20 protein-coding genes are annotated in these 22224 nt (G+C 50.3%); 18 read left to right on the top strand and 2 right to left on the bottom strand.

Annotated features, from left to right (window positions below):
- Positions 1–21: 21 nt before the first annotated feature.
- The 11 genes from atpE (at position 22) to ABA45_RS18035 (ending at position 13289) form a co-directional block, all read left to right on the top strand.
- Positions 22–249 carry a F0F1 ATP synthase subunit C gene (gene atpE / locus ABA45_RS18085; protein ID WP_014873137.1) on the top strand — a complete coding sequence of 76 codons (228 nt, stop codon included), beginning with the start codon at positions 22–24 and terminating at the stop codon, positions 247–249.
- Positions 250–346: 97 nt separating this feature from the next.
- Positions 347–817 carry a F0F1 ATP synthase subunit B gene (locus ABA45_RS18080; protein WP_014873136.1) on the top strand — a complete coding sequence of 157 codons (471 nt, stop codon included), beginning with the start codon at positions 347–349 and terminating at the stop codon, positions 815–817.
- An 11-nt stretch (positions 818–828) separates the two neighbouring features.
- Positions 829–1365, top strand: coding sequence for a F0F1 ATP synthase subunit delta (locus ABA45_RS18075; RefSeq protein ID WP_014873135.1), 537 nt, complete (start codon positions 829–831; stop codon positions 1363–1365).
- A gap of 28 nt (positions 1366–1393) precedes the next feature.
- A complete protein-coding gene (gene atpA / locus ABA45_RS18070; protein ID WP_014873134.1) occupies positions 1394–2938 on the top strand; it encodes a F0F1 ATP synthase subunit alpha in 1545 nt (514 codons plus the stop codon).
- Between the two features lie 67 nt (positions 2939–3005).
- Positions 3006–3866, top strand: a complete 861-nt coding sequence (atpG, locus tag ABA45_RS18065; RefSeq protein ID WP_014873133.1) for a F0F1 ATP synthase subunit gamma — start codon at positions 3006–3008, stop codon at positions 3864–3866.
- Positions 3867–3919: 53 nt separating this feature from the next.
- A complete protein-coding gene (gene atpD / locus ABA45_RS18060; RefSeq protein ID WP_048388487.1) occupies positions 3920–5314 on the top strand; it encodes a F0F1 ATP synthase subunit beta in 1395 nt (464 codons plus the stop codon).
- A gap of 35 nt (positions 5315–5349) precedes the next feature.
- Positions 5350–5772, top strand: coding sequence for a F0F1 ATP synthase subunit epsilon (locus tag ABA45_RS18055; protein ID WP_014873131.1), 423 nt, complete (start codon positions 5350–5352; stop codon positions 5770–5772).
- Positions 5773–5940: 168 nt separating this feature from the next.
- Complete coding sequence (gene glmU, locus ABA45_RS18050; protein ID WP_048388485.1) at positions 5941–7305, top strand: bifunctional UDP-N-acetylglucosamine diphosphorylase/glucosamine-1-phosphate N-acetyltransferase GlmU; 1365 nt, start codon at positions 5941–5943, stop codon at positions 7303–7305.
- Between the two features lie 78 nt (positions 7306–7383).
- Positions 7384–9216 carry a glutamine--fructose-6-phosphate transaminase (isomerizing) gene (glmS, locus tag ABA45_RS18045; RefSeq protein ID WP_048388483.1) on the top strand — a complete coding sequence of 611 codons (1833 nt, stop codon included), beginning with the start codon at positions 7384–7386 and terminating at the stop codon, positions 9214–9216.
- Positions 9217–9999: 783 nt separating this feature from the next.
- Entirely contained in the window at positions 10000–12147 is a 2148-nt protein-coding gene (locus ABA45_RS18040; RefSeq protein WP_048388481.1) for a methyl-accepting chemotaxis protein, read from the top strand.
- Positions 12148–12908: 761 nt separating this feature from the next.
- Complete coding sequence (locus ABA45_RS18035; protein ID WP_406564640.1) at positions 12909–13289, top strand: IS66 family transposase; 381 nt, start codon at positions 12909–12911, stop codon at positions 13287–13289.
- A 157-nt stretch (positions 13290–13446) separates the two neighbouring features.
- On the opposite strand, the gene ABA45_RS19640 is transcribed toward ABA45_RS18035, so the two are convergent.
- On the bottom strand, positions 13447–13575 hold the full coding sequence (locus ABA45_RS19640; RefSeq protein ID WP_264753023.1) for a hypothetical protein: 129 nt from the start codon (positions 13573–13575) through the stop codon (positions 13447–13449).
- 264 nt (positions 13576–13839) lie between these two features.
- On the opposite strand from ABA45_RS19640, the gene ABA45_RS18030 reads away from it, so the two are divergent.
- Complete coding sequence (locus ABA45_RS18030; protein ID WP_048388479.1) at positions 13840–15030, top strand: diaminopropionate ammonia-lyase; 1191 nt, start codon at positions 13840–13842, stop codon at positions 15028–15030.
- 64 nt (positions 15031–15094) lie between these two features.
- Here ABA45_RS18030 and ABA45_RS18025 read toward each other — a convergent pair whose 3' ends face one another.
- The gene (locus ABA45_RS18025) at positions 15095–15571 is read right to left on the bottom strand and encodes an Lrp/AsnC family transcriptional regulator (RefSeq protein WP_227506079.1); all 477 of its coding nucleotides are present in this window, start codon (positions 15569–15571) and stop codon (positions 15095–15097) included.
- 234 nt (positions 15572–15805) lie between these two features.
- Here ABA45_RS18025 and ABA45_RS18020 point away from each other — a divergent pair, with 234 nt between their 5' ends.
- The 6 genes from ABA45_RS18020 to ABA45_RS17995 all read left to right on the top strand — a co-directional run bounded on the left by ABA45_RS18020 (position 15806) and on the right by ABA45_RS17995 (position 22117).
- Entirely contained in the window at positions 15806–16621 is an 816-nt protein-coding gene (locus ABA45_RS18020; protein WP_048388478.1) for a maleate cis-trans isomerase family protein, read from the top strand.
- Positions 16618–17781: a M20 aminoacylase family protein gene (locus tag ABA45_RS18015; protein ID WP_048388474.1), complete on the top strand. Its 1164-nt coding sequence runs from the start codon at positions 16618–16620 to the stop codon at positions 17779–17781. Before ABA45_RS18020 ends, ABA45_RS18015 begins: the two co-directional genes overlap by 4 nt.
- Before the next feature lie 63 nt (positions 17782–17844).
- Complete coding sequence (locus ABA45_RS18010; RefSeq protein ID WP_048388473.1) at positions 17845–18897, top strand: TRAP transporter substrate-binding protein; 1053 nt, start codon at positions 17845–17847, stop codon at positions 18895–18897.
- Positions 18898–18973: 76 nt separating this feature from the next.
- Positions 18974–19516 carry a TRAP transporter small permease gene (locus ABA45_RS18005; RefSeq protein WP_048388471.1) on the top strand — a complete coding sequence of 181 codons (543 nt, stop codon included), beginning with the start codon at positions 18974–18976 and terminating at the stop codon, positions 19514–19516.
- Positions 19513–20856 carry a TRAP transporter large permease gene (locus ABA45_RS18000; RefSeq protein ID WP_048388470.1) on the top strand — a complete coding sequence of 448 codons (1344 nt, stop codon included), beginning with the start codon at positions 19513–19515 and terminating at the stop codon, positions 20854–20856. The genes ABA45_RS18005 and ABA45_RS18000 overlap by 4 nt, the downstream gene beginning before the upstream one ends.
- A gap of 82 nt (positions 20857–20938) precedes the next feature.
- A complete protein-coding gene (locus tag ABA45_RS17995) occupies positions 20939–22117 on the top strand; it encodes a M24 family metallopeptidase (RefSeq protein ID WP_048388468.1) in 1179 nt (392 codons plus the stop codon).
- Positions 22118–22224 lie beyond the last annotated feature (107 nt).

The raw sequence follows: 22224 nt of genomic DNA, 5'->3' as shown, positions 1-22224 counted from the left end.
TGAAAAACTTAGGAGTTCTCAATGGAAATGGTATTTATTGCAGCAGCGATTATCATCGGTATGGGCGCACTGGCCACCGGTATCGGCTTTGGTATTTTGGGCGGGAAACTGCTTGAAGCTACAGCTCGTCAGCCAGAAATGGCTAACCAACTGCAAGTTAAAACCTTCATCATGGCTGGTCTGTTGGACGCTGTTCCAATGATCGGTGTTGGTATCGCGATGTACCTGATCTTCGTTGTTGCTGGCTAAACATAGCCTGAAGATGCGGGCGTTGTTCTGAGCTTCAGAATCAAGCGCCCGGTTTTTTGGTTTCCAGCACGCAACGAATAGCAAGAGGTATATTGCCGTGAATATAAACCTTACGTTAATAGGGCAATCGATTGCCTTCGCTATTTTCGTCTGGTTCTGCGTGAAGTATGTGTGGCCGCCGATTACGGCAGCCATGGCAGCGCGCCAGAAGAAGATTGCTGATGGTCTTTCTGCTGCTGACCGGGCTTCGCTGGATCTTGAGCTTGCTCAGGAAAAAGCTGCCCAGAAAATGCAACAAGCCAAAGAAGAAGCCGCCGGTCTTATAGATCAGGCCAATAAGCGCGCCGCCCAGATTGTGGAAGCATCCAAAGGCGATGCCCGCAAAGAGGGTGAAAAGCTCATTGAGCAAGCCCGGGCGGAAATTCAGCAGGAGCGTGTTCAGACTCGTGACGCATTGAGAGCAGAAGTGGCAGTACTTGCCATTGCCGGTGCCGAGAAGATTCTAGAAACGTCTGTCGATGCTAAAGCTCACAGCGACATGCTGAATAAGCTGGCAGCACAACTCTAAGCGAGGGACCCATGGCAGAACCGATAACGTTAGCCCGGCCCTACGCGAAAGCCGTTTTTGAAGCCGCCAAAGAACATGACGCCGTCGATTCCTGGGATCAGGCGCTGGCTTTTGTAGGTCTTCTGGCGGCTAACAAAGCTGTGAAGAACATTCTGGCCAATCCTGGCCTGTCTGAGCAACGCAAGGCAGAGCTGTTTTTCGAAACCGCTGAAGAACAGATGCCCGAAGCACTCAGAAACTTCCTGTTGATTCTTGCTGAAAACAAGCGCCTGGCGCTGCTGCCGGAAATTTCGACCATGTTTGCTTTCTACCGTGCGGAACTTGAGCGCACGGTGAATATGAAGGTCAGCACGGCGTACGAAATGACACCCGAAGAGCAGCAACATTTGGCAGAAGCATTGTCCAGAAAACTGGAGCGTAAAGTCATCCTGGAAACCGCTGTTGATCGCTCATTGATTGGCGGCGTGGTGGTAAATTCCGGTGATATGGTTATTGACGCTTCAATCCGTGGCAAGCTCGCAAAAATGGCCAAAGCACTGGGCTCCTGATTTCAGCAAAAGGTTTGAGGACAAAGGCATGCAGCAACTGAATCCATCCGAGATCAGTGACATCATTAAAAAGAGAATCGACAAGCTCGACATCTCTTCTGAAGCAAAAAACGAAGGCACCATTCTGTCTGTTGCAGACGGTATTGTGCTGATTCATGGCCTGGCTGACGTTATGTCGGGCGAGATGATTGAATTCGCTAACGGCACTTTTGGTATTGCTCTGAACCTCGAACGCGACTCTGTCGGTGCCGTGGTATTGGGTGAATACGAAGATCTGGCCGAAGGCCAGAAAGTCCGTTGCACCGGTCGTATTCTGGAAGTCCCGGTTGGTCCGGAACTGTTGGGCCGCGTCGTTGACGGTTTGGGCAATCCGATTGATGGCAAAGGCGAGCTGGGTACCAGCCTGACCGATGCGGTTGAAAAGGTAGCACCGGGTGTTATCGAACGTCAGTCAGTTGACCAGCCGATCCAAACCGGTATGAAAGCGATTGATACCATGGTTCCGGTTGGCCGTGGCCAGCGCGAGCTGATCATTGGTGACCGCCAGATTGGTAAGACCGCTGTTGCAATCGATGCGATCATCAACCAGAAGAATTCCGGCATCAAGTGTATCTACGTTGCCATCGGTCAGAAGCAGTCGTCGATTGCTGCGATTGTGCGCAAGCTGGAAGAGCACGGTGCGATGGATCACACCATCGTTGTGGCCGCAGGTGCGGCAGATCCTGCAGCCATGCAGTTTTTGGCACCGTATTCCGGCACCACCATGGGCGAATACTTCCGTGATCGTGGCGAAGACGCTCTGATTGTGTACGACGACCTGTCGAAACAGGCTGTTGCTTACCGCCAGATTTCTCTGCTGTTGCGTCGTCCGCCAGGCCGTGAAGCTTATCCGGGTGACGTGTTCTATTTGCACTCCCGTCTGCTGGAGCGTGCCTCCCGTGTAAATGCGGATTACGTTGAAAAGTTCACCAACGGTGAAGTGAAAGGCAAAACCGGTTCTTTGACCGCGCTGCCGATCATCGAAACTCAGGCAGGTGACGTGTCGGCCTTCGTGCCGACCAACGTGATTTCTATCACGGATGGCCAGATCTTCCTCGAGACCAACCTGTTTAACTCCGGTATCCGTCCGGCTATGAACGCGGGTATTTCGGTATCGCGGGTAGGTGGTGCAGCTCAGACCAAGATCATGAAGAAACTAGGCGGTAACATTCGTCTGGCTCTGGCTCAGTACCGTGAACTGGCGGCTTTTGCCCAGTTCGCCTCGGATCTGGACGAAGCCACCCGTAACCAGCTTGAGCACGGCCAGCGCGTTACCGAGTTGATGAAGCAGAACCAGTACAGCCCGATGTCTGTGGCTGAAATGGGGACCGTTCTGTATGCCGCCAACGAAGGCTTCCTTGATGACATCGATGTCACCAAAGTAGTTGAGTTTGAAGCACAATTGCTGGATTGGATGCGTGCCGAGCAAAAAGAACTGCTTGAGAAAATCGGTGCTGCCGGCAACTATAATGATGACGTTGCCGCTGGCCTGAAAGCTGCGCTGGAGAAATTCAAGACCACTCAAACCTGGTAGCAGCGCCGGCCCGCTGTGGCGGGCCTGTTGGTCCAAATGAGTGTCTAACTTGAAAAGGCAGTGACCTATGGCCATCGGAAAAGAAATACGTAATCAGATCGGCAGCATCAAGAGCACGCAAAAAATCACCAGCGCCATGGAAATGGTGGCGGCGAGTAAAATGCGCAAAGCTCAGGAACGCATGCGAGCGACTCGGCCTTATGCGGAAAAGATGCGCCAGGTAATCGGACACATTGCCAAGTCCAATAAAGATTATCGGCATCCGTTTATGCTTGAGCGAGAGGTGAAGCGCGTAGGCTACATCGTTATCTCCTCTGACCGCGGTTTGTGCGGTGGTTTGAACAGCAACGCGTTCAAACTGCTGGTGCGCGAAATGCGTGACTGGAAAAATAAAGATGTTGCAATTGATCTCTGCGCAATTGGGCAGAAGGGCGCGTCATTTTTCCGCAGCTACGGCGGTAACGTGATTGCGGCGCTAACGCACATCGGCGACGACCCTAGCGCGGAAGCTCTAATCGGTAACGTTAAGGTAATGTTGGATTCTTTCCGGGACGGCAAAATTGACCGGCTGTATCTGGTTAGCAACGAATTCGTCAACACCATGACGCAAATGCCGAAAGCTGAGCAATTGCTGCCGCTGCCGGAAGGCACAGAAGAAGACATCGGTCACCAGTGGGATTACATCTACGAGCCGGATTCGCGTCCGATTCTGGACGGGCTACTGCCGCGTTATATTGAGTCCCAGGTTTATCAGGGCGTGGTAGAGAATCTGGCCTGCGAACAGGCTGCCCGGATGATTGCCATGAAGAGTGCTACCGATAACGCCGGTGACATTATTAAAGACCTGCAGTTGGTATACAACAAAGCTCGTCAGGCAGCCATTACGCAAGAGATTTCGGAAATTGTGAGCGGCGCGTCATCGGTCTGATTCGCCACCATCCTACTGGTATTATTGACTATGAAGATAACGAGGAACCGAGCATGAGTAGCGGACACATCGTTCAGATCATTGGCGCGGTTATCGACGTGGAATTCCCACGTGATGCCGTGCCCGGCATTTACGACGCACTGTTGCTTGAAGGTGGCGAAACAACTCTGGAAGTTCAGCAACAGCTGGGCGACGGCGTTGTACGTACCATCGCGATGGGCAGCACCGAGGGCCTGAAACGCGGCCTGAGAGCAGAAAATACACACGAACCGATTTCGGTACCTGTGGGCACCCAGACTCTGGGGCGCATCATGGACGTTCTGGGTCGCCCTATCGACGAGGCGGGCCCGATTGGCGAAGAAGAGCGTTGGGCTATCCACCGCAAAGCACCCGGTTATGCCGATCAGGCAGCATCTGCGGACCTGCTGGAAACCGGCATCAAGGTTATCGACCTGATCTGCCCGTTTGCCAAAGGCGGTAAAGTGGGCTTGTTCGGCGGCGCCGGCGTGGGCAAGACCGTTAACATGATGGAACTGATCAACAACATCGCCAAAGAGCATTCCGGTCTCTCCGTATTCGCTGGTGTTGGTGAGCGAACTCGTGAAGGTAACGACTTTTACTACGAAATGAAGGACTCCAACGTTCTTGATAAAGTAGCGATGGTCTATGGGCAGATGAACGAGCCTCCGGGAAACCGTCTGCGTGTGGCCCTGACCGGTCTGACCATAGCCGAGAAGTTCCGTGACGAAGGCCGTGACGTACTGTTTTTCGTAGACAACATCTACCGTTACACCCTGGCCGGCACCGAAGTATCGGCACTGCTGGGCCGTATGCCTTCCGCAGTAGGCTATCAGCCCACGCTGGCCCAGGAAATGGGTGAGTTGCAGGAGCGTATTACCTCCACCAAAAACGGTTCCATCACGTCCATCCAGGCGGTATATGTACCGGCAGATGACTTGACCGACCCGTCACCAGCCACCACATTCTCCCACCTTGACGCCACCGTGGTACTGAGCCGTGACATCGCTTCCAAGGGTATCTACCCGGCGATCGACCCGCTTGACTCTACCTCGCGTCAGCTGGATCCGCTGGTGATTGGCGAGCAGCACTATGCGGTTGCTCGTGGTGTGCAGAACGTTTTACAGCGCTATAAGGAACTGAAAGACATTATCGCTATTCTGGGTATGGACGAGCTGTCAGAAGATGACAAGCAGGTCGTATCCCGCGCTCGTAAGATTGAGCGATTCCTGTCTCAGCCATTCCACGTTGCTGAAGTATTTACCGGTTCACCGGGCAAGTACGTGTCTCTGAAAGAGACGATTAGCAGCTTTGAAGGCATCCTCAATGGCGACTATGATGATATGCCTGAACAGGCGTTCTACATGGTCGGCACCATGGACGAAGCCGTCGAAAAAGCGAAGGCCATGAAAGCGAAAGAAAGCAAGTAATCCTCTTTCAATTTCTGACCCAAGAGGCTTAGATAATGGCTATGACTGTACATTGCGACGTCGTAAGCGCTGAAAAGAAGATTTACTCCGGCTTGGTAGAAATGTTGATTGCTACCGGCACAGAGGGTGAGTTAGGCATTCAGTTCGGCCATGCTCCGCTGCTGTCTGCGCTCAAACCGGGCGCTGTGCGGATCATCAAGCAAGGTGGTGAAGAAGAAATTCTGTATGTGTCCGGGGGATACCTGGAAGTACAGCCGAATCTTGTCACCCTGATGGCCGACACCGCGGTGCGTGCTAAAGACGTCGACGAGGCCGCAGCATTGCAGGCCCAGAAAGACGCCGAAGCGGCACTGGCGAATAAAACGGGCGAGTTCGAGTATTTCCGTGCCGCGGCCGAGCTGGCAGAAGCCGCCGCTCAGCTACGCACATTGCAAAAACTGCGTAAGAACGTTCGTTAACAGCGTTCGGCAGGGCTCGCCCTGAACAAGCCGCATCCCGGCGTGGGTAGCGGGTGTTGTGTCACCATATTGGGTGAGTGCAACACCTTCGCTCACTGCAAGGATGCGGCTTTTTTATTATAGGAATCTCCGTTTTATAGAGTCTGACCACAAAGGATGAGTTACCTCATGTCACCGCTGCACGTTGTTATTCTGGCCGCAGGCCAGGGCTCTCGGATGAAATCATCGCTGCCGAAGGTGCTGCACAAGGTTGCTGGGCGACCTATGTTGCACCACGTGATAGCGACGGCCAAGACCTTGGGCGCGGCGGGTATTCACGGGGTAATTGGCCATGGTGCCGACCAGGTAAAAGCCGCCTCTGCTGGCCATAAAGTCAGCTGGGTTATGCAGGAGCAACAGCTAGGCACCGGACATGCCGTTGCCCAAGCATTGCCAGACTTACCGGATGATGCGCGAGTACTGGTGCTTTACGGCGATGTACCGCTGACCACGGCGGATACGCTGCAAGGGCTGGTTCAGAACCTGGATGAAAAAACTCTCGGGCTGCTAACGGTCACCCTGGATAACCCCCATGGCTACGGCCGTATTCTGCGCAACAGTGCAGGCCAGGTAACCGCTATCGTGGAACAAAAAGACGCCAGTGCGGAACAGCTGGCGATTTGCGAAGTGAACACCGGCATCCTTGCCGTCAGCGCTCGGCATCTGAAAACCTGGTTGCCACAGCTTTCTAGTAGTAACGCTCAGGGTGAATACTACCTGACCGATATCATCGCCATGGCGGTGCAGGCAGGCATGACCGTCAACGTTGCTCAACCGAGCAATGCGTTTGAAGTACAAGGCGTGAATAACCGCGTGCAGCTGGCTGAGCTTGAGCGCTGGTATCAAGGCCGCGAAGCCCAACGTTTGATGACAGAAGGCGCCACGTTGGCGGATCCGGCGCGGGTAGACGTGCGCGGTGAGCTCAGCATTGGTAACGACGTGCTGATTGATGTCAACGTGGTGTTCATTGGTAAGGTGACTCTGGGCAGCTATGTGTCTATTGGCCCAGGCTGCGTGATCACCGATGCGACCATAGCCGATGGCGCGCAGATTCACGCTCACAGCGTAATCGAGCAGGCCAGCGTGGGTGCCAACGCTCAGGTCGGACCTTTCGCGCGCCTACGTCCGGGCACACAATTGGCGGCCAACACCAAAGTGGGCAACTTTGTTGAAACCAAAAAAGCCATCTTGGGTGAAGGTAGTAAAATTAACCACCTGAGCTACATCGGCGATGCTACGCTGGGTGCTGGCGTAAACGTAGGCGCGGGCACCATCACCTGCAACTATGATGGTGTGAACAAGTTCCAGACGGTGTTAGGTGATGGCGTGTTTATCGGCTCCAACAGTGCGTTGGTAGCACCGGTCACTATTGGCGCTGGTGCCACTGTTGCCGCAGGTTCGACCATCACCAAAGATGTCGCAGAGCAAGAACTGGCAGTTGCCCGCGGGCGCCAGCGCAATATACCCGGCTGGCAACAGCCAAAAAAACACTGAGTACGATTACTTTTTACAGCTTTCCAGAACTTTTTTACCGTTTTCACGACAATTTTGACGACGAACAGGACAAACAGCATGTGTGGCATTGTAGGTGCGGTTTCAGAACGGGACGTTCACGGCATACTTCTTGAGGGACTGCGTCGCCTTGAATACCGCGGGTACGATTCAGCAGGTATGGCCGTGATTGACTCCGCAGCACAGGTGCATCGTGCCCGCGAAGTGGGCAAAGTGGCTGCTTTGGCTGAAGCCATTGCTGCCAATCCGCCGGCGGGTTCTGTGGGCATCGCCCATACACGTTGGGCCACCCATGGTGCGCCCTCGCAGATAAATGCCCATCCACACATGTCTGGCGACCGACTTGCCATCGTACACAACGGCATTATCGAAAACTACCAGGAACTGCGTGAGGAGCTGAAAGCTGAAGGCTTCGAATTTACCTCGCAAACCGACACCGAAGTGGTCGCCCACCTGATCGAGAAAAAATACCGCATCACCGGCGATCTGTATCAAGCGGTTAGCCAAGCGATCAGCCATCTGCGCGGCGCTTACGCCCTGGCGGTCATACACGCCAATGAACCCGATCACATGATCGTGTGCCGCGAAGGCAGTCCGCTGGTGATTGGCGTAGGCATCGGTGAGAACTTCATTGCATCTGACCAACTTGCGTTGCTGCCGGTAACAGACCGCTTCATGTTTTTAGAAGAAGGCGATATGGCAGACATTCGCCGCGACCGCATGGACATTCGCGACCGTGAAGGGCAAGTGGTAGAACGCACAGTGAATCGCTTTGAACATGGCAGCGATTCCGCTGATAAGGGCGAATATCGCCACTTTATGCTGAAGGAAATCTTTGAGCAGCCACGTGTCATCAAAGCCACTATGGAAGGCCGGGTCACCGCCAAAAAGGTATTGGAACAAGCGCTGGGAACGTCCGCTGGAGACCTGCTCAAGAGCGTGCGACACGTACAGATTATTGCTTGTGGCACCAGTTATCACGCTGGCATGGTAGCCCGTTATTGGATTGAAGACTTGGCCGGTGTGCCCTGCTCGGTAGAAGTGGCTTCCGAGTTCCGCTACCGCAAGCATGTGATTCAGCCGGATACCCTGTTCCTGTGTATTTCCCAATCCGGTGAAACTGCCGATACCCTGGCGGCCTTACGCCAGGCAAAAAAAGCCGGGTTCCGCGCGGCGCTGGCCATTTGTAACGTGCCCGGCAGCTCACTGGTGCGCGAATCTGATTTGGTGATGATGACCCAGGCAGGCCCGGAAATCGGTGTGGCTTCCACCAAAGCCTTTACCACCCAGCTCACCGCGTTGCTGATTTTCACTCTTGCGCTGGCGCGCCACAATGGCTTGAGTGAAGAGCGCGAAGCTGAAATCGTAGAGGCACTTCATCGGGTGCCGGGGCAGGTTGAGCAGGTTCTTGCGTTAGACAGCGCCATCGCCGAGATGTCTGGCGCCTTTATGGACAAAGTCCACACCCTGTTCCTGGGCCGCGGCTCCCTGTTCCCGGTGGCGCTGGAAGGTGCACTGAAACTGAAAGAAATTTCCTACATACACGCTGAAGCCTATCCTGCCGGCGAGCTCAAACATGGCCCGTTGGCACTGGTAGACAGCGACATGCCGGTCGTCACCGTCGCCCCGAACAATGCGATGCTGGAAAAGCTCAAATCCAACCTTGAAGAAGTCCGCGCCCGCGGCGGCGAGCTGTTTGTGTTTGCAGACTCTCAAGCCAACGTGCAGGCGGAAGAAGGTCTGCACGTTTTATCACTGCCGTCGGTACACGAGGTTACCGCGCCAATCGTTTACACAGTGCCTCTGCAGTTGCTGTCGTATCACGTTGCCGTGCTTAAAGGTACAGATGTGGACCAGCCTCGCAATTTGGCGAAAAGTGTTACGGTGGAATAAGCCTGGCAGGACACTCGCGATACAAGTTGGCGGGAGTTGATCGACAGAGTGTTTGTTGTGTCTGGTTTATCCGGTTTGATCAGTCTGGGGTGACCATGAATGGCAGACATGGTCCAGTAAGTAACAGGTGGGTTTGTTGATTACATCACCGGGAATCCAAATAGCAGTGTGTTGGCTAATGGTTGGTTCAGCAGTAAAGCGAGTCAGTAATGAACAGTGTTGTGATTGATCCGGGAATTACGTTGTCTGGGTTTCATAGCATTGCCGTATAAGTTTGTTGGAGTTCCGTTGTCGGAAGTTAATGAGTTGTTTGTTCCTGGTTCGAGTTACCCGAACCATCAATTGAATCAGGGAATTCATGGACAGGCACTCCTGGTTGTCGACACTGTTTTAACCAGCTCTACAGAGTCCCATCCGATATGCCTTCCTCTGCCGCCACCTGCACCACACTGCGGTTCTGCGGAGGTAACAACGTCTTCAGCACGGCCGCGTTTCGTTCTTCGGAATAACATGGCATGACCGCTCTCATACAGCCTAATCTGATATGAATTTAAGCCAAAATCGCCAACTGAACCACTAGGCTGACAGAGGGAGAGGGTGCGCCCTCCATTTGTGCGTTTTTTCAAAAAGTGAATCTATCCCGCACCGTTAAAACTCAAAAAGTCAGCTAAAAAATAGGTTCAAGTTCTATAAATAATTGATTCAATTGAATTAATTATAATGGTTCATTTTTTGCATTATCTCTTGATAGTTCTGTTTGAATTAACAAAGAGAATCCATCACATGAGTGTACTTAACAGCAGCTCAATGAATCTTAGCCTCAAAGAGAAGAAATGGCTGCCTTGGTTCGGTCAAACTGGAAAGTTGGCTATGTACAAATCATGTTTCCTAAACCGTCATCTCTATAGTTCAGTTGAAAAAACCTTTGAAGGCATTGCGGCTACCCGGGTAAAAATTCTTAACCAATGGGTAGATAGTCAGTGGGAACAATTAGAATTTATGGCTAATCAGATTTCAACGAACTTTCCGGCAGTTGACCTAGCCTGGTTGAATGAACGTTTAGCCTCGGTACCTGATTTTTCCGAGATATTTGTAATCAATATGCAGGGTACGGTTATTAGCTCGACCTTTAATGAACATATTGGGCTTAATAAGTTAGCGACTGATGCGGTTACTGAGGGTGTCAGTAAACAGTTTTTGCATGGCCCCTATATAGATCCAATGACCTTGAAAATAGGCAGATCCAGCTCCGATTTTCATGATGAAGTCACTTTGATGTTTTATCAGCCGATCAAACACCTGGGTGTTTTTTATGGTGCAGTGTGCGCGCGGGTACCCAATGACGTCCTGGGCGATCTGATTCAGCGCGAAGCAGGCCATATTTATCCTGACTCAGGTGACAACTATATTTTTATGGTGGATTCTAATTTCGACAACCGTATTGAACAGGGTACAGCCCTATCACGATCACGCTTTGAAGATGATGCGATCTCAGGTGACGATAATTTAAAAAGCGGCATTCACACTAAGTGGGGCACCGTCAAAGTTAATCGACATACCGAATTAGAATTGCGCTTTACTGATCCAGCAACAGGCCAGCTTCACCCGGGTGTTCGTGAAACCATTCGTAACGGTGAAAATGTGTTCATAACCTATCCCGGTTATTCTGACTACCGACATATTCCCGTTATAGGTAAAGGGGTTACCTTTAAGCTTAAAGGATCACCCGATCGTTGGGGGATGATGTGTGAAGGCGATTTAGAAGAAGTCTACCGCCGTCGGTCGATTAATCTTGGTTTAATGAAAGGGTTTTTATTGGCAAGTACGGCTATTCTTGCAATCAACACCGGTCTGCATTATTTCACACCACTGCCGCAGCTGGTAATTATAGGCCTTTCAATGTTGCTGGTCGTTATTACAGCATTCATTTTTCCTAAATTAAGTACTCATCGTTTAGCTATGCGTCTTGACGAAATGTCCGAAGTAATTCGAACCATTGCCGAGGGTGAAGGTGACCTGAGGCAGCGGATAGCACAGCATCAAATAGTAGCCGATGAAACCGGTGATATGGCGCGTTGGATCAATAGTTTTATCGATAGTCTTGATGGCATCGTTGGTCAAGTGATTGCCACGAGTAGCAGCGTAAAAAACACCAATCAGGCCATGCTCGATACGAATAAAGAAGCCTATCAAGTCTCCTCTGAAGTTTCTGATGCTATTAAGGAGATGTTGGCCTTATTAGAAGAGCAGCTGGTTGAAATCAGTCAAGCGACGACGACAGCTCAAGCATTGAAAGAAGCTATGGATACCGTTGTCCGAGAAGCGCGACAACAATTTGAAGCGGTGCGATCTGGCACACAAGATATTCGCAATATCGTGGAAACATCGGCAAAAACAGTACGATCATTGGATAGTCGCACGGTCGATGTGGGTAAAATTGTCGGTGTTATTACCGAGATTACCAATCAAACCAACTTGCTGGCACTCAATGCGGCTATCGAGGCCGCGCGAGCGGGTGAGCATGGTCGAGGGTTCTCGGTCGTCGCCGACGAGGTCCGTAAGTTGGCATCACGTACATCCGGTTCTGCTAGCGAAATTGAAAAGATGATTGAGGGCATTCAGCAAGAAACACAGGCTGCCGTTACGTTTATGGAAACAGGCGTGCAAAATGTCGATCGCAGTTTAAAGATGACTGAAGAGGCATCATCAGAAAACACCTATCTACATAATCTAGTTGAACAAATATTTTCTATTATTAAGCAGCTTGATCAAAATAGTCAACGCCATGGTGATACCGCACGCCGTGTTGGCATATCAGCAGAACAAATGAACGGCTCTATAGGAACACTACAAGATCGCTCGGTATCAGTAAAAAATACCGCTCAACGACTGAGTAAGTTAGTGGGAGTTTTTCAAGTGAGTGCACGTTAACATATCACTTCCCTCGCCCAATTTAATAAAGCAAAGAAAAATGTGAGTGACGCCAGGCGATAAAAAAGGGCCCTCGCTAGGATGATGATGCATGGGCAGACACTCTTTCAATGGATCAATAGACGCTCTCAGGTCACTTTCATTAACGCCTAGGATGAGTGCGAGCTGTCCGAACGCGAGTCCTAATGACGAGGCAGCTCTTTCCACTGCTTTCGCAAGTATGTCACCTAGTCTAAGATTGTCCTTGGAAGAGCCCTTACTGTCTCGCTAAACATGAATGCTTCAATTGTAGAAGTGATACTTTTTGAAAGAAGATAGCCTAACGTCTGTGTGGTACACAGAATAGTAGCAACACCAAGACTATGGATCGGCAAGAGACTCACTTTTATCAAACTGTAATGTCCTCTGACAATACCTCTGTTCGCTTGGGTATTCGTCACCCTCAGGTTCGTGGGCTTTTTGCAGTCAAACCCTCCTCACAATGAGTAAAGCAAAGAGTTGTAGAAAACTGCAAATTGAAAAAACGCTTCTGGGAAGCGCGCAGGGTCGAGTGAAGGGTTTTCACAAAGAGGGGAGTACTGGGCGAAGCTTTATCTCCTCACCAACGTGACGAGCTTGTGCGTAAAGCTCCATGACCCACATAAGACCCCGGGTTTCATCTGAGCACCCTCCGGCATGCGGTGGCCCATCGGTCCATACCGACTTCTTTCGATTAAGCGTGTCATTGCTTAACCTATGGACACCTCGCACGCACAGAAATAGTGCCAGTCGCCGGACAACTATTGCTGCGCAAGCGCATTTGTCAGGAACGGATCGTGCCCGGACTGAACACGCTGAAGACCTGGCTGGAATTGAACGCAGGCAGGGTTGCAAAGGGCACCCTGATATTTATCGCCATGGATTATACGTTTAACCAATGGCCCACCTCGGTGGGTTACTGCGCACGAGGCGACCTAAAGATTAGTAACGTGCTGTCCGAAAAGGCTATCCATCCGTTCTTTTGGTTGAAAAGCATGGCTATTTGCAGATACCTCGCAGGGCGCCCGTACCAGTGCAACGTGTTACTCCCTGATCGAAGCTGCGAGAGCCGACAGCCTGGAATCCTCGGTTTATATTCAGCATGTTCTGGAGAGCATTGCTGACGCTGGAAAAGCTGGAGACACTGTTGTCGTGAAATGTGGAGCTGGAACGAACCTCAAAAAAGTGCCGCAGCTCGACCGAGGACAAGTGAGTCGATTTAAGGGCGCTTACGTTGTGACTGAAGAAAAACTTAACATACTGTCCGGAATTAGTTGACCACTACAGTTCTTCAACACAGTTCAGAGCCAGTTCCGGCCTTACGTGTTTGTTGTCTATAACCTCCAGCATGTTATTGAAGGCTATGACCTTGCGCCAGCGATGCAGGGTTCCCGCGATGATCATTTCCATTGTGCTGCTTTTCCTCAGCAGCTTGCGACAATACGCGGAACAGCCGCTCATCCGTTGCTTAAACTAGCTAGAGCTGAGTCAACATAGCCCCTTATCACGACAAACGTGATTATGGTTGCGCTGAAGGGTCAGTCACGTGCTCGAACACTGGTGAGCAACCTCATTCTGGAACAGGATTGGCTTTGCGGCTCTTTCAGAGGAGCAGCGATAGCGCTTAAGCGCAGCTTGTCAATCTTGCCAATAGTAAAGAAGGCAGTAACAACTATGCTAGACCTCACAGGAAGACTGACTCATTTCGCTAATCCGAAGGCCGACACCAAGCTTGCCTATAGCCAGAGCCAAAAGGATGTGCTCAGCGTGGCGGCAAGTGTTGATGCGATTCGCGATATCAAAACTTGGCCGGGTTACGCGGTAACGCCCTTGTATTCATTCGAGTCTTTAGCGGCTGATGTCGATTTGGCGCGTATCTGGTACAAGGATGAATCCAGCCGCTTTGATTTGAAGAGCTTCAAGGCACTGGGTGGAGCCTACGCAGTGGCGCGTCAGTTGCAGTTGGCACTGGAGCAAAAAATGGGCATCCGTCCAGATATTGCTGACCTGTTAAATGGTAGTTGGAAAACCGAAGTGGCGGAAATAGTGGTGAGTTGCGCGACAGATGGCAATCATGGCCGGTCTGTCGCTTGGGGCGCGCAGATGTTTGGCTGTGGGTGTGTGATTTATGTTCATCGTGATGTAACTGAAGGCCGAAAGCAGGCAATGGAAGCCTATGATGCAGAAGTCATCCGTATTAGCGGGAATTATGACGAATCTGTCCGCCAAGCGGATGCAGATGCTAAGGCACATGGCCGCATTATCGTCTCCGATACGAGTTATGAAGGCTACATGGAAATTCCCAAGGATGTGGCTCTGGGCTATACGGTGATGCTGGCTGAGATTGTCGAGCAATTGGATGGAGAAATCCCAACCCACGTCTTTATCCAGGGCGGTGTCGGTGGTTTGGCTGCGGCCGTATTCGGCTATTTTTGGGATTTGTGGGGCGAAAAGCGCCCGCGCTTTGTCGTGGTTGAGCCTGAGAAAGCGAACTGCCTGCAGCAAAGTGCCCGCGCAGGTAAGCCTGTGGTTGTGGAAGGCGATCTGGAAACGTTGATGGCTGGTCTGGCTTGTGGCGAAGTCTCGCTACTCGCATGGAAAATTCTTGAAACCGGTGCCGATGATTTTATGACCCTGAGCGAGGACGCGATACCGTTGACGATGCGCATGCTGGCGAAAGGCTATCGTCACGACCAAGCCGTAGAGGCTGGCGAATCGGGGGTACCGGGACTGGCAGCGGCGATTCGCGCGCGTCAAAGCGGCGAATTTTCGGCGGCACTTGGGTTGGATCGTGATAGTACGGTCTTGGTGCTGGGTACTGAGGGTGCTACCGATCCCGAGCTATATCAACAGTTAGTTGGATGAGCCCAATTAGTCCTCAGTAGGCGGTCTAGTGACCGCCTACTTTTACCTTTTTCAAGCATGCGTTCTAATCCTTTTTTTCTTCTACCGGTACTGTTAAACCGACTTTTACCGGGTCCATAACGACGTGCGTCTGGAAACTGCGCACGTTATTATTTTCGAAAAATGCGTCGCTGGTGAATCGCTCATAATCTTCCATATCGAAGGCGGTCACTACGAGTATGAAATCAGCACTACCCGTCACGTAGTAACACTGCTGTACCTCCTCCCGTTTTTTCATTTCTTTTTTGAACAAATCCATTAGATCAGAACGTTCGCGCTCCAAGCTGACTTGCACGATCAACGTTACATTTCGGCCGAGCGCCTTAGCGCTCACACACGATACGTCGGCGCTGATAATTTGCTGTTCACGCATTCGTTTGACTCGGCGCTGAACAGCAGCGGGTGATAAACCAACTTGTTCGGCTATCTGGTCAGAGGTGGTGCGGTTTGAAGCTTGCATGATCCTGAGGATGTTGCGATCAAAGTTGTCGATTGAGCTCATATTGGATGCCTGCATTGCTTGGGTCTGCATAATAAGTGCTAGTGCGGCACGTGCTCTATGAATTCTGGTAAGTGCAAAGTGTGATAAAAATACATATATACGTAGATTTGCATATTTTCCTCATCCTCGGGTGCAAATTGTATGAATTTCTGCAAATCAGTTGCGTAGCATTGACGTAGTTGATCGGGCATTAGCATCCAATTCATAGGCCCAAAGGCGCGTGAGAATAAAATAATGAGAACAGAGACATTATCACCGCGTTATGCCTTGGATCACCTGGCCCCATTAGGTCGGGTTGGCGTCATCACTCTTGCGACAGACTTTAATCTTGAGCAGGACTTGCGGCGCATATACCCTAGTGGAGTAGAAATGTTTACCAGTCGGGTACGCAACTATAACCCGTTAACAATCGAAAATCTGCGTACTATGGCGCCGGGTATCAGCGCTGCTGCTGATGCTATTTTGCCTGGCACTATACTGGATGTCGTTATCTACGCGTGCACTTCCGGCACGGTAGCGATAGGCAGTGAGCGGGTAACAGAATTAGTTCATGCGGTTCGGCCGGGAGCCATCGTTACTAATCCTGTCACGGCGGCCTTCGCTGCGTTCACTGAACTAAATGCTAAGCGAATTTCGATCCTTACGCCCTATACCCAAGCCGTTAACGAGGATGTGGTACGAGCGTTTTCGCACGCTGACTGCGAGGTGCTCAACATCGCTGGCTTTGGATTTGAAGACGACACAGCTATGTCCTTTATTAGTCTGCAGGACATTGAAGAAGCGGCGATACAAGCTTGCGATCCTGATTCCGATCTACTGTTTATCTCATGTACCGCGTTGCGTAGCGCCCAACTTGTTGAGCGTATCGAACGACAGCTGGGGAAACCTGTAATCACCAGTAATCAGTTACTGGCATGGCACAGCCTTCGTTTACTGCAGTACTCGGGTGCAGTGTCCGGCTACGGTCATTTACTGTCCTGCCATCTTTCCCCTAAACCCGATTGCAATCATTTTGCGGCGCATACGCCGCCGTTGGAGGTCTCTTCATGATCAAATTTGACACCAATTTGATAACAGCCATGACCGAATGGCGACGTCATATTCACACTTTTCCCGAATGTGGTTTCGAGGTAGACCAGACAGCAGACTTCATTGCAGAAAAACTGACTTCTTGGGGAATTGAAGTAGTGCGCGGCATTGGACAGGTTGGTCTTGTCGGGATCTTAAAAAACGGAGATGGCAAGGCGAGTGTCGGCCTGCGTGCTGACATGGATGCGCTTCAAATTAAGGAACAGAACACTTTCGACCACTGTTCTCGCCATCATGGCAAGATGCATGCCTGCGGGCATGACGGACATTCCGCAATGTTATTGGGCGCCGCTTCCTATCTGGCCCAGCATCGCAGCTTTAATGGCACAGTCTATTTTATTTTTCAGCCAGATGAAGAGCACGGTTGCGGCGCTCAGGCGATGATCAACGATGGTTTGTTTGAGCGTTTCGACATTGATGCCGTTTATGGTCTGCACAATCTCCCAGGTCTACCGGCTGGTCACTTTCTGATTCGTCCCGGCTCGCTGATGGCAAGTGAAAGCAGTTTTCAGATTCGGATCCAAGGAATCGGCGGTCACGCAGCTATGCCTCACACTGGCGTAGACCCAATTGTGGTCGGTTCACAAGTGATACTAGGATTACAAACCATTGTTTCTCGCAGTTTAAATGCCATCCGTGACACAGCGGTTGTATCTGCTACAGAGTTCATAACCAATGGGACGGTTAATGTCATCCCTTCTGAGGTTGTGATTAAAGGAGACTGCCGCTGTTTTACTGAAGACACGCTGGCACGAATTGAAAAAAGAATGGAGCAAATCGTCGCCGGTATTTGTCAGGCGGCAGGAGCAAGCTACGAGTTTGAGTTCATCAACACCTTCTATCCCACTATTAATAGTGAATACGAGACGGGTCTTGCTGTCGTTGCGGCAACGCAGGCTCTGGGGGCTGAACAGGTGAATGCTAATTGTGAACCTTTCACGATTTCAGAAGATTTTTCAAGCATGCTAAGGGTTAAACCTGGTGCTTACGGGCTGTTGGGCAATGGCGTTGAATCAAAAGGCGGTTGTGCACTCCATAATCCAAAGTACGATTTTAATGACGATATTTTGAAATATGGGGCGGGCTATTGGGTCACGCTGGCTGGTAATGTTCTCGAATAGATAGACTCAGTTGAACCTGGAAATTTTTCAAACCTATAACATAAAATATATAAAGGCGGTTATATGAAAAAGTTATTCGTACTCCTTATCACTTTGGGCATTAGCCTAGGAAACGTTAGCACCGTTCAGGCAGAAACCTGGAAGTTCGCTAGTGAAGAAGATAAAGGCGATGTTCAGGCAATATACGCTAAAAAGTTTGCCGATGTTATCAAACAGGAATCAGACGGTGACATCAAAGTCAGAATATATTACTACGGCCAGCTAGGCACTGAAAACGACATTGTCGAGCTAGCTGCTAACGGCACAATTCAATTCGTCTCTGTTGGCACGGGCCATCTTGGCTCTTACGTGCCTGAGGTGCAGGCACTCAGCCTTCCGTATTTGTTAGGAACCGATGAACAGGTTATTCGCGAAGTACTGACGAGTAGTAAAACTATTTACGGAGATCTGTCCGAGAAGTTTGAAAATGTAAACTTGAAGCTGTTGTCCATGCTTTCAGAAGGTGAGATGGTTTGGGGCGCGAACAAGCCCATACGCAGCCCGGAAGACTTTGCCAGCCAAAAGATTCGCACTTTTACCTCAACGATCCCGGTAGAAACCTATAAAGTATTTGGCGCTACGCCAACGCCACTTTCGTGGGGCGAGGTTTACGGATCCCTACAATTAGGCACTATTGACGGCATGGTCAATCCTATGTACTTCATCTATAACGCTAAATGGCATGAAGTGCAGACTCACCTTATGTTCCCGGGCCAGCAGCCTTATGTTGCTACCGTATCTACCAACAATGACTGGTTTAAAAGCATTAGCCCTGAAAAGCAGTTGATGATCAAAAAAGCTGTCGCAGAAGCTGAGCAAGCCGCGTTTGATTATCAGATTCGCATCAACCAAGAAAGCATGGATCTCATTCTCGAAGAACGCCCTTCGATGACAGTTGTGATGTTGAACGAAGAAGAGCGCAGTCGATTCGAGACGCTTGCAAAAGAGTTGCATGAAACTTATTACGACGTTGTCGAAAATGCTTACGAAGATAGTGAGAAAGACGCGGCTCGTGAAGGTGCTCGTAATATTCTGCAGGGGTTGCTTAAAGAAGTTGAGGAAGCCAACAAATCCTAATTGATTAGTGGGGCATCATTAACCATTTATTCAACGAAGATAGCCACCAAAGGACTGGTGGTTTGGGGGTTAAGTAATGAAATACCTGCTTAGCAAAATCAGCTTTATTACCGAAAAGATTGAAAAATATGTCGTTTGTTTTTCTATTGTTTTCATGATGCTGAATTCTACTGCCAACGCAATCGGTCGCTATTTTTTTAACCAAAGCATTTTCTTTGCTGAAGAACTCAATCAGTTTTTAATCGTGTCTGTTACGTTTATTGGATTTGCTTATGCCGTGCGTAAGGGGCGAAATATACGAATGACGGCCGTCTACGACGTTCTCAATCATACAGCCAAAAAAGTCATTTCGATATTGATCGCGGCCGTAACGGCTATGCTTATGTTTTTTCTGGCCTACCTCGCTTTTAATTATGTTCTGGAGCTTAAGGAGATTAATCGCCTAAGCCCAGCGTTGCAGATTCCGGTTTATCTGATTTATTCAATAATTCCTCTGGGCCTTGCAATGGCGGGAATTCAGTATTTTATCAGTCTGATCATGAACCTCACACACAGCGATATTTACCTGTCGTATGAAATTATTGAAAGTAATATAGACCCGGACGAGGGTGGGATATGAATTCGGCTGCCCAGTTTTTTGCGGATATCGTTGCGGGTACTCTGGACATATACGTGATTACATTCACGCTCGTGACTGTGATGGTTATTTTGCTGTTCATGAGTTTTCCAATGGTAGTGCCGCTGGCTGTCGCGGCTTTGATCGGCTTGGTTCATTTCTCTGCCACTGATCCTCAAGTGATCATTCAACAGATGGTGACTGGGATATCACCCAACGCGCTGATTGCTGTTCCCATGTTTATATTGGCGGCGGATATCATGACTCGTGGCCATACGGCACATAATCTACTTGGCCTAGTTCAGTCTTTTGTCGGCCACATGCGCGGCGGTCTGCCGATTACTACCTGTATCAGTTGTACCCTGTTCGGTTCGGTGTCGGGCTCTACTCAGGCCACTGTGGTGTCAGTCGGCAAAATTATGCGGCCCAAATTGCTGCAGGCGGGGTACAAAGACAGTTTTGTTATGGCGTTGATTATTAACGCCAGTGACATTGCTTTCCTGATCCCGCCCAGCATTGGTCTAATCTTGTACGGTACCTTGGCTAACACCAGTGTGGGTGAGCTTTTCGTTGCAGGTATCGGTCCCGGTTTGCTGTTGGCATTGATGTTTTCGGTCTATTGCTATTTCTACAGTATTAAGCATTCTGACGACATTGCTTTGGTGGAGAAAACGGATTGGGCAGAGAGGCTACGAGCGCTTAAGAAATCGATTTTGCCGCTGGGTTTTCCTGTACTGATCGTTGGTGGTATCTACTCCGGTATTATGACGCCTACTGAAGCCGCTGCCTTTGCCGTGCTGTATGCGGTGTTAGTTGAGTGTGTTATCTATCGTCAGCTCAAGATCAAAGACTTGATGGACTCCGCTTTGAGCACGGGCCTGATCACGGCCGTGGTGTTTATTCTGGTGGGCATCGGCCAATCTTTTTCCTGGTACATTTCTTTTGAGCAGATTCCGCAGGAATTGCTGGCGCCTTTAAGTCTAGAGAATGCGTCTCCAGAGTTTGTGTTGTTTGTCATAGCACTCGCTTTCTTCGTTGGATGTATGTTTGTCGACTCATTAGTAGTGTTGTTGATCTTGACGCCCATTTTTGTGCCAATAGCTGAAAGCGTGGGCCTAGACCCTGTGCTTGTGGGTGTTATGGTTACTTTGCAGATGGCAATTGGATCCGCTACTCCTCCTTTTGGTTGCGATATCTTTACTGCTATAGCAATTTTCAATCGGCCGTATATGGATGTAATTCGCGGCACGTTACCATTCATTCTCATTCTGTTTGCTATGACGGCAATTCTAATTTTCTTCCCGGGTGTTGCCTTATCTTTGAGAGATTTGGCGTTCGACTAATACCACGTTTATGTGGACCCGCTTTAATGGCATCTGTAATTTTTACTGTAGGCCATAGGCCAGAATAACGAGAGTAGCCAAAATGACTGATACTTTGATTGCACCATCACGCGGATTTGAGACTGTGGAGTTTAAAACTCGCACAGAGGCATTGCAGGCGCATATGGCTGAGCAGAATATCGACGTCGTGTTTTTTACTACGGAACCTGAATTCCGTTATTTTAGCGGTTTTAGGTCACAGTTCTGGGAGAGCCCCACCCGACCATGGTTTTTGGTGATTCCTGTGAGTGGCAAGCCGATCGCGGTCGTGCCGGAGATAGGTGCGGCTGGCCTGCGCCAAACCTGGATCGAGGATGTGCGTAGCTGGCCATCACCGCGGCCGGAGGATGACGGGATTTCGCTGTTGGCCGATACGCTGTCTTCGTGTGCCAAGGGCAGCGGGCGGATTGGGGCAATGATGGGGCCTGAAACCCATTTACGGATGCCTGCAGCAAACTTCGCGTTGCTGCAAGAGGAACTGAGTCAGCATTTTTGGGTGGACGTTTCGCTGATTATCCGGGGGTTACGCAGTGTTAAATCTGAAGCGGAAACGGCCAAAATTCGCTTTGCCTGCGAAGTAACGGCAGCAGGGTTTGATTTTCTGCTGGAGCATCTGCAACTGGGCATGACAGAGCGTGAAGCGTGCAAGGCAATGCACCTGGAAATGCTGCGGCTGGGCGCGGATGCGTGCCCATATTTGATTTCGGCTTCGGGACAGGGCGGGTATGACAACATCATCATGGGCCCAACAGACCGTAAACTAGGCAGTGGCGATGTGTTGATAATTGATACGGGCGCTAATTTTGACGGGTACTTCAGTGATTTCGATCGCAATTACGCCTTTGGTCAGGTCGATGCGTTAACTGTGGATGCTTATGATGCAGTATATAACTCCACGGAAGCGGGCTTACGCATCGCAGCACCGGGAAGAACGACTGGCGAAGTCTGGCAGGCGATGTGGTCGGTGCTAGAGAAATCGGGCGCCTTGGGTAACGATGTCGGCCGTATGGGTCATGGTTTGGGTATGCAGTTGACAGAGTGGCCCTCAAATGTGCCAAACGGTGATGTGGAATTGCAAGCCGGCATGATTCTCACATTGGAACCGGGTATGACCTATGCCCCAGGAAAAATGATGGTGCATGAGGATAATATTCTGATAACTGAAAATGGTTGCGAGTTGTTACACAAGCGAGCGTGGAGAAATTTGCCTATTATTGGTTAAATTTGTAGATTGGAGTGGTGATTCTTATCACCCTCCTGTTTCTAGTGGATCCAGCGAGTCCTTTGTTTCATTCAAGAACAGGTCTCGCTACGCTATTTTGATAACGT

The sequence above is a fragment of the Marinobacter psychrophilus genome (assembly GCF_001043175.1).
Taxonomy (GTDB): domain Bacteria; phylum Pseudomonadota; class Gammaproteobacteria; order Pseudomonadales; family Oleiphilaceae; genus Marinobacter; species Marinobacter psychrophilus.
This window is presented reverse-complemented; position numbering and strand designations above follow the sequence as displayed.

What these genes read in the sequence shown, in the direction of transcription:
- ABA45_RS18000 (WP_048388470.1), top strand. Translation starts at nt 19,513, where the DNA reads ATGAATTCGGCTGCCCAGTTTTTTGCGGATATCGTTGCGGGTACTCTG.
- ABA45_RS18040 (WP_048388481.1), top strand. Translation starts at nt 10,000, where the DNA reads ATGAGTGTACTTAACAGCAGCTCAATGAATCTTAGCCTCAAAGAGAAG.
- atpA (WP_014873134.1), top strand. Translation starts at nt 1,394, where the DNA reads ATGCAGCAACTGAATCCATCCGAGATCAGTGACATCATTAAAAAGAGA.
- ABA45_RS19640 (WP_264753023.1), bottom strand. Translation starts at nt 13,575, where the DNA reads ATGGAAATGATCATCGCGGGAACCCTGCATCGCTGGCGCAAGGTCATA.
- ABA45_RS18075 (WP_014873135.1), top strand. Translation starts at nt 829, where the DNA reads ATGGCAGAACCGATAACGTTAGCCCGGCCCTACGCGAAAGCCGTTTTT.
- ABA45_RS18020 (WP_048388478.1), top strand. Translation starts at nt 15,806, where the DNA reads ATGAGAACAGAGACATTATCACCGCGTTATGCCTTGGATCACCTGGCC.
- ABA45_RS18025 (WP_227506079.1), bottom strand. Translation starts at nt 15,571, where the DNA reads ATGAGCTCAATCGACAACTTTGATCGCAACATCCTCAGGATCATGCAA.
- atpD (WP_048388487.1), top strand. Translation starts at nt 3,920, where the DNA reads ATGAGTAGCGGACACATCGTTCAGATCATTGGCGCGGTTATCGACGTG.
- ABA45_RS18055 (WP_014873131.1), top strand. Translation starts at nt 5,350, where the DNA reads ATGGCTATGACTGTACATTGCGACGTCGTAAGCGCTGAAAAGAAGATT.
- glmS (WP_048388483.1), top strand. Translation starts at nt 7,384, where the DNA reads ATGTGTGGCATTGTAGGTGCGGTTTCAGAACGGGACGTTCACGGCATA.
- ABA45_RS18015 (WP_048388474.1), top strand. Translation starts at nt 16,618, where the DNA reads ATGATCAAATTTGACACCAATTTGATAACAGCCATGACCGAATGGCGA.
- ABA45_RS17995 (WP_048388468.1), top strand. Translation starts at nt 20,939, where the DNA reads ATGACTGATACTTTGATTGCACCATCACGCGGATTTGAGACTGTGGAG.
- ABA45_RS18005 (WP_048388471.1), top strand. Translation starts at nt 18,974, where the DNA reads ATGAAATACCTGCTTAGCAAAATCAGCTTTATTACCGAAAAGATTGAA.
- atpE (WP_014873137.1), top strand. Translation starts at nt 22, where the DNA reads ATGGAAATGGTATTTATTGCAGCAGCGATTATCATCGGTATGGGCGCA.
- atpG (WP_014873133.1), top strand. Translation starts at nt 3,006, where the DNA reads ATGGCCATCGGAAAAGAAATACGTAATCAGATCGGCAGCATCAAGAGC.
- glmU (WP_048388485.1), top strand. Translation starts at nt 5,941, where the DNA reads ATGTCACCGCTGCACGTTGTTATTCTGGCCGCAGGCCAGGGCTCTCGG.
- ABA45_RS18030 (WP_048388479.1), top strand. Translation starts at nt 13,840, where the DNA reads ATGCTAGACCTCACAGGAAGACTGACTCATTTCGCTAATCCGAAGGCC.
- ABA45_RS18010 (WP_048388473.1), top strand. Translation starts at nt 17,845, where the DNA reads ATGAAAAAGTTATTCGTACTCCTTATCACTTTGGGCATTAGCCTAGGA.